The sequence below is a fragment of the Bacillus sp. SH5-2 genome (assembly GCF_008368905.1).
Classification (GTDB): Bacteria; Bacillota; Bacilli; order Bacillales; family Bacillaceae_G; genus Bacillus_A; species Bacillus_A luti.
Genome location: NZ_QOSD01000026.1, coordinates 97187 through 104458 on the forward strand (window position 1 = coordinate 97187; position 7272 = coordinate 104458).

Annotated in this window: 5 protein-coding genes; 4 read left to right on the forward strand and 1 reads right to left on the reverse strand. The window is 35.9% G+C overall.

Features of this window, described 5'->3' with window-relative positions; translation table 11 throughout:
* Nucleotides 1–158: 158 nt before the first annotated feature.
* The 4 genes from DN410_RS23280 to DN410_RS23295 all read left to right on the forward strand — a co-directional run bounded on the left by DN410_RS23280 (nucleotide 159) and on the right by DN410_RS23295 (nucleotide 3603).
* Entirely contained in the window at nucleotides 159–1058 is a 900-nt protein-coding gene (locus tag DN410_RS23280; RefSeq protein WP_149178229.1) for a phosphate ABC transporter substrate-binding protein PstS family protein, read from the forward strand.
* Between the two features lie 70 nt (nucleotides 1059–1128).
* On the forward strand, nucleotides 1129–2019 hold the full coding sequence (gene pstC, locus DN410_RS23285) for a phosphate ABC transporter permease subunit PstC (protein ID WP_033665411.1): 891 nt from the start codon (nucleotides 1129–1131) through the stop codon (nucleotides 2017–2019).
* Nucleotides 2020–2021: 2 nt separating this feature from the next.
* Nucleotides 2022–2942: a phosphate ABC transporter permease PstA gene (gene pstA / locus DN410_RS23290; RefSeq protein ID WP_149178230.1), complete on the forward strand. Its 921-nt coding sequence runs from the start codon at nucleotides 2022–2024 to the stop codon at nucleotides 2940–2942.
* A 136-nt stretch (nucleotides 2943–3078) separates the two neighbouring features.
* Nucleotides 3079–3603 (forward strand): P-loop nucleotide/nucleoside kinase family protein, encoded by a 525-nt coding sequence (locus tag DN410_RS23295; RefSeq protein WP_149178231.1) that lies wholly within the window; start codon nucleotides 3079–3081, stop codon nucleotides 3601–3603.
* Between the two features lie 44 nt (nucleotides 3604–3647).
* Here the strand turns inward: DN410_RS23295 and DN410_RS23300 are convergent, their stop codons facing one another.
* Nucleotides 3648–6692 (reverse strand): efflux RND transporter permease subunit, encoded by a 3045-nt coding sequence (locus tag DN410_RS23300; protein ID WP_149178232.1) that lies wholly within the window; start codon nucleotides 6690–6692, stop codon nucleotides 3648–3650.
* Nucleotides 6693–7272: the final 580 nt, after the last annotated feature.

A 7272-nucleotide genomic window follows, 5' to 3' on the forward strand; every position in this document is an offset into this window, starting at 1 on the left:
CTAAAAATGTTGGAATTCCTAGCTTTTAAGGATTATTATCGCGATTTACTTAAAATTAAAAATTGCTTAACACTCACATAATATTGTTGTCCTACAATGAATTTGTGTTCGAAAGAAAATGAATTCGAAAAGCGATAATCCAAATGGGGGTACAAGACATGGTTATGAAAAAAGGTATTAAATTTTCTTTAGCAGCTTTAGTTATGGCAGGTGCATTAGTTGGATGTGGAAAAGCAGAAAGTACGGATAAAGAGGCTGCTAAAGGAAGCGATAATGCGAAACAAGAATTATCAGGTACGATTGCAGCGGCTGGTTCTACAGCTCTTCTACCTCTTGCGGAGGAAGCTGGAAAGAAATTCATGGAGAAAAATTCGAAAGTGTCTATTCAAGTTCAAGGTGGCGGTAGTGGAACTGGGATTAACCAAGTAGCATCTGGTGCGGTACAGATTGGTAACTCAGATGTTCCGTCTTCAGATAAAATAAAAGATGCTGAAAAGGCGAAAGAATTAGTAGATAACAAGGTAGCGGGTATTGCATTCGCTCTTGTCGTAAATAAAGATGTAAAAGTTGATAACTTAACAGTACAACAAGTACAAGATATCTTCACTGGAAAAGTAACAAACTGGAAAGAAGTAGGCGGAAAAGATGAAAAAATTAACGTAATTAATCGTCCAGCTTCATCTGGTACACGTGCTACATTTGAAAAAACGGTTATGAAAGACGCGAAAATTAACGATGGAACTGGTACAACACAAGATTCTAACGGTGCAGTAGAGCAAGCAATTAATTCTACGCCGGGCTCAGTAAGTTATTTAGCGATGTCTTACATGGTTGGCGATAAAAAAGGCGCATTACAAACAGTGAAAATTGATGGTGCTGAACCGAAAGTTGAAAACATTTCGTCTGGAAAATATCCATTCTGGTCTTACGAATATATGGTAACAAAAGGTGAAGCGAAAGAAGCAACAAAAGCTTACATCGATTATGTAAAAGGTAAGGACTTTGAAAAGCAAGTAGAAGATATGGGTTACATTCCAATGTCTAAATTAAGTAAATAATCAAATTTATAGGGCTGGCTGCAAGGCCAGTCCTGTTCATTTCAATCTGTGAAGTGGGGTCTGTCCTGTGATGAAGGGGAAAAAACAAATTAATTACGTAAAAAGTGAATATATAGGAAGATCACTTGTTACGTTTTGTGGTATTTTAATTGTTTTAATTACATTAGCTATTATTGCGTTTATTTGCGGTAAAGGAATTCAATCTTTTACGCAAAGTGGTATCTCGTTTACTGAGATGTTAACATCGACAAAATGGAATCCAAATGCTGACGAAGGAACCTTCGGGGCTTTGATTTTTATTGTAGGTTCAACGGTGGTTTCGTTAGGTGCGGTTATTATTAGTGCACCGATTGCTATAGCTCTTGCTATATTCATGAATTTAATTTCGCCGAAGTTTGGGAATAAAGTATTGAAGCCTGTTTTAGAATTATTAGTCGGTATTCCTTCAGTTGTATACGGGTTATTAGGGGTTACGATTTTAGTTCCACTATTACGTGATTCGTTTGGTGGAGTGGGCTTTAGTTTAATTGCAGGTATTGTTGTACTAAGTATTATGATTTTACCTACTATTGCTAGTATCGCTTCCGATGCAATACGCTCTGTTCCGTTTGATTATTTAGAAGCTTCCTATGGTCTAGGATCAACGAAATGGCAAGCGGTTAGCCGAGTGATTGTTCCTGCTGCGAAAAAAGGGATTTTAACAGGTATTGTTTTAGGGTTAGCGCGTGCTTTTGGTGAAGCGTTAGCGGTTCAAATGGTAATTGGAAACACGATTAAATTACCAGAAGGAATATACAGTCCGACAGCAACGTTAACAGGTATTTTGACAATGGATATGACAAATACATTGAACGGAACTGCTTGGAACAATGCGCTATGGACTTTAGCGATGATTTTACTTGTTATTTCATTCCTGTTTATTTTAGTAATTCGAGCGATTGGGCAAAGAGGTGAGCGATAATAATGAATGCAAGAACGGTAAATAAAGTTTGGACAGGTATCTTTTATGCAGTTGCGGCTTTAGTTGTAGCGCTGCTAGTGTTCTTAGTGTTTGAAATTTTACAAAAGGGATGGGGTTTTTGGGATCCTAATTTCTTGTTTGGAGAACCAAGCAATACAAGAGCTGGTGGTGGGATTGGTCCGCAGTTATTCAATTCCTTCTATATGCTTGTTATAACACTTGTTATTTCTATTCCTCTTGGATTAGGTGCGGGAATATATTTAGCGGAGTACGCAAAACAAGGGCGTTTTTTAAATTTTGTTCGTTTATGTATTGAGACAATGGCATCTTTACCTTCTATTGTTGTTGGTTTATTCGGTTTGTTAGTGTTCGTTACAATGACAGGTTGGGGATACACAGTAATGGGTGGTGCTCTTGCTTTAACTATTTTAAACTTACCAGGTTTAACACGTGTTTGTGAAAATGCGATTTCAGAAGTTCCTCATAATGTAAAAGAGGCAAGTCTTGGTTTAGGTGCAACAAAGTGGCAAACGATCGCTCGTATTATTATTCCGTCATCATTACCACAAATTATTACAGGGATTATTTTAGCGGCGGGTCGTATATTTGGAGAAGCGGCAGCATTAATTTATACAGCGGGTTTAACATCTCCGATTTTAAATTCAGCAGTAGAATTATCAAGTCCTGCGCATCCTTTAAATCCGTTTAGACCAGCTGAAACATTAGCGGTTCACATTTGGAAGTTGAATTCTGAAGGGGTTATCCCGGATGCGAAGTTGATTGCGACAAAATCTGCAGCAGTATTAATTATTATGGTATTACTATTCAACGTTATTTCACGCTTGGTAGCATCTGTATTACACAAACGTTTTACAGGAACGAAAAGAAAAAGTAAAACGACGAAGAAGGTAAAAGCAGCATAAGCTGTAAAGGGGGGAACTCTCTACTTATAAGTAGGGGGTTCTTTTTGTATTTTAATATAGAAGGAATGGATGTAATGATTATTGAATTTGTAATTGATTATATAGACGAATAGGTACAACTGAAGGAGTGGAGGAATTGTTTTTTTTACAAATGTCAGGTTTTCCTGGGGCGGGAAAATCGACAGTTTCTAAGTATATTGCGAAGTTAACAGGTGCTGTAATTGTAGATCATGATGTTTTGAAATCTGCATTGTTGCAATCATTAGAAATGAAAGGGATTGAATCGACGATTGTTGGAGGAGTATCATACGATGTTGAATGGGTGTTGATTGATTCTTATTTAGAACAAGGGCATAGTGTGATATTGGATAGTCCATGTCTATATGAAGGGATGGTTGAAAAAGGAATTAAGCTGTCTAATAAACATGGTGTGAAATATAAATATATTGAGTGTTATCTGAATGATATGGAAGAGATTAATAATAGGTTGCAAACACGTAAGCGTATGGTCAGTCAAATTGAAAAGGTAGAGTCGGAAGTAGCTTTTAAAAAGTGGTTAAATAGTAGTAAAAGACCTTTAAATAGTGAATATATTATTGTGGATTCTAGTGAATCTCTAGAACGGTATGTGGAAAAAATAATGGATTATATGGGTAGGTAAAGAAAAGGCGTTATCTTCATTTTTGAAGATAACGCCTTTTGCTTTTAAATATCAGGTGTTTCTGTAGAAGTGCTTATTTTTCTACGAGAGCGCCTTTTTCTCCCGATTTTATCTAATAGTTCATACATAACTGGAACGACTACTAATGTAAGAACGGTTGAGACTGCCAAACCACCGATGACAACAACGGCTAGACTTTTTGATACCATACTTCCTGCTTGTGATTGGCCAAATAGGAGTGGGAGCATAGCAACAATTGTTGTAATAGCTGTCATAATAATTGGACGTAGTCTAGTGGAACCGGCTTCAAGTAAGGCTTCTCTCGTTTCCATACCGTGTTCCCGGTTTTGTTGTACTCTTTCTATTAATACAATAGCGTTTGTAACGACAATCCCGATTAACATTAATGCACCGATCAAGGAATTTACATCAACTGGTGTTCCTGAAATGATTAATCCTAAAATACCGCCGACAGCAGCTAATGGCAAGGAGAACAAGATTGCAAAAGGAGCACGCGCCTGCCCGAAGGTAATAACCATAATTAAATATACAATCCCGATTGCAATCCCCATAATCTTGAATAAATCTGTGAAGTTCTCTTGCATAGATTCAGTGGCACCTGCGATATTTACTTTTGCTCCACTAGGTAAATCTAAGTCAGCTATCGCTTTGTTCACTTCTGCGCTTACCTTACTTAAATCTTCATTTGAAGCTTCTGCGGTAATTTGAATCGTTTCTTTTCCATCTTTATGGAAGACTTCTGTTTGAAGTTGCTTTTCTGAAATAGTTGCAATGTCTTTTAAAGGAATTGGTCCATTAATAGGTGATAGTATGTTTGTGTTTAAAATGTCTTCTTGTTTAGTAATGCCTTCTTTCTTATGTTCTATCATAATAGTAGTTTTCTCGTTATTGATTGAAACTTCACCAATAGGTGATTTCTTCATAAGGAATGCCACTTGTTGAGCTGCTAGTTCTGGTGTTAATCCTAGTTGTTCGGCCTTTGTTTGATCAACATGGATTTGCCATTCTTTCTTAGAGTCTTCTAAATTCGTTTTTACTTTAGAAAGATCATCCATGCTTTTTAGTTTTGTTTCAACGATAGTAGCAGCCTCTTTTAAATTCGTTTCGTTAGTAGCTGTTACGTTGAATTGCAAATTATTGCCGCCGCCAGAGCTTGAATAACTCATTTTTATATAATCAAGTTCAGCGGGCTCAAAAGTTTTATGTTCTTTCTTTAACTCTTTAATATACTGATCAATATCAGAACCTTTTTTGAAGACTACCAATATACTTGCGAGATTATTTTTGGTCGTTTGCCCCCATTGTGCATCTTCTGCGCTAGATCCCATTCGTAAAATAACATCTGTTACATCTGAATTAGAAAGTAGCTTCTTTTCGAAATCAAAGGCTTTTTGTTTTTGTGTTTCAGGAGCGTAATCAGCTGGGAAAGTCATGTTGATAGATAACATTGTGTCGTCTTCAGATTTTATATTCGCTTTCGGTAGTAATACATAGGCAGCAATCGATCCTGCGAATAATAAAAAAGAAGTAAGTAGAATAATGAATTTATGCGAAAGAGCCCACTTTAATGTAGCGACATATCGTGGTGAAGAACTTGGCTTTTTGTGTTTTGTTTTTTTGAGTAGTAAAAAAGCCATAAGTGGAACAACTGTTAGTGCGACGATTAAGGATGATAGTATAGAATATACAACCGCTAATACCATAGGTAACATTAATTTTCCAATTACTCCTGATACGAGGCCGATAGGTAAAAAAACAGCGACCGTTGTTAAAGTAGAAGAAGTAATTGCGACGGCGACCTCTTTCGTTGCATCGAGAATAATATCTTTAGAGAAAGATTCTTTTTGTAAACGGCGGAAAATATTCTCAATGACAACGATGCTATCATCGACGAGACGTCCAACTGCAACGGCTAAACCACCAAGTGTTAGAGTGTTAAGTGTGATGTTAGATTGGTGTAGTAAAAAGAGTGTTAATAAAATAGATAATGGAATACTGACAACAGCGATGAGTGTCGTTCGGAAGTTACGTAAAAAGATTAATATAATTAGAGTTGCAGCAATTGCTCCAAGGATTACTTCTTTTCCCATGCTAGTAACAGCATTTTCAACTTGTTCATGAGTTGATGCTAAAAGTTTAATAGAAAACTGATCTTTATATTGTTTACTTATATCTTTGATTTTTTTATCGATTTCTTTTCCGGTTGCAACTGCATTTTTACTTGGCTCTTTCATGATGATTAATCCAGTGCCTTCTTCGCCATTTATATGTGAGATTGTATCGTAGTGTTGTTTAAGTTCAATTTGAGCAACATCTTGCAATTTTACTTGAGGTGCAACGGTGATGTTTTTAATGTCATCTACATTTTTTATATCCCCGATGACACGAAGGTTATATTCTTCTTTATTAACGGTAACAGCTCCAGTTGGAGTAGAAGTTTCTTTTCCTTGTAAAACTTTTGATATTTGTTCAGGTGTTACGTTTTTATCTTTTAATTGGTTTGGGTCTAGTATAATAGATAATTCAGAAGTTGATTTTCCGAAAAACATAACGTTGGCAACACCATCAATGCTTTCGAGTTGTGGTACGATTTCCTTTTCGATTTGTTTTTCATCTGCTTTTGAAAATCCGTTTTGCTTTTGGATTGCAATTTGAGCGAGTGGAATCATAGAAGTATTTAATTGGCTAACTATTGGTTTAGTTGCATCTTTAGGTAATTTAATCGTATTAATGGCCTTTTCAACTTCGCGTGCGGCATCTTTCATATTTGCTTTGGATGTATATGCGATATCGATGCGTGATAGTCCCTCGTGCGTAGAAGAAGTAATGGTGTCGACGTGTTCTAAATTGCGAAATTGTTTTTCAAGGGGATCAGTTACTTCTTTTGTCATTGTTTCAGCGTCGAGTCCTTGAGATAAAGTTGTGACAGTGACTGCTGGATTGTCGATACTTGGTAAAAATTCCATCGGTAATTTAGAGCCGGAATAAACGCCGAGTATGGAAATGAGAAAAACCATGATGATAACAGCGGCGCGGTTTTGTAATGAAAACTTCGTTAACCTATCCATAAAGTAATTCCTCCATTGGTTTATTTATAGTTGAGTACGTCCTCTCTTACTATATAACAAAAATTGGATATTTTTCATTAATTAAATGTAAAAATATTCTAACAATATTCTTAATTTAATGTTTTTGTCGGCATTTTATTATTTGTAGAAAGTGAAATGTCTGATTGGAGAGGAAGTATTCACTTGAGTTGCTTTTTAGTGAGGGGGATTCGTTTTTGCGGCTAACGTGTATCGTTATTTTATAGAGAGGTAAATGATTATGAAGTTTAATATAGAAGAGAATGAAATGCAGTTTGGTTAATTAGAGTGTATTGATATACAATCAAAATACTTGTTTTCAGTAGAGAGGATAAAAGGTCTTACTATAGAAGAAAGATAGGATAGATAATTTTTTTTGTTTTTTTATAAAAAACACTTGTTATTTAAAAATCATGATGGTATATTAATAAACGTCGCTGATGCGGAAACGCAGAAAACGACAAAAAATAAATTTTAAAACTTAGTTGACATCGAAAAATGAAGATGTTAATATGATGAAGTCGCTTCTGAAGCGGCGGACAAGTTCTTTGAAAACTGAACG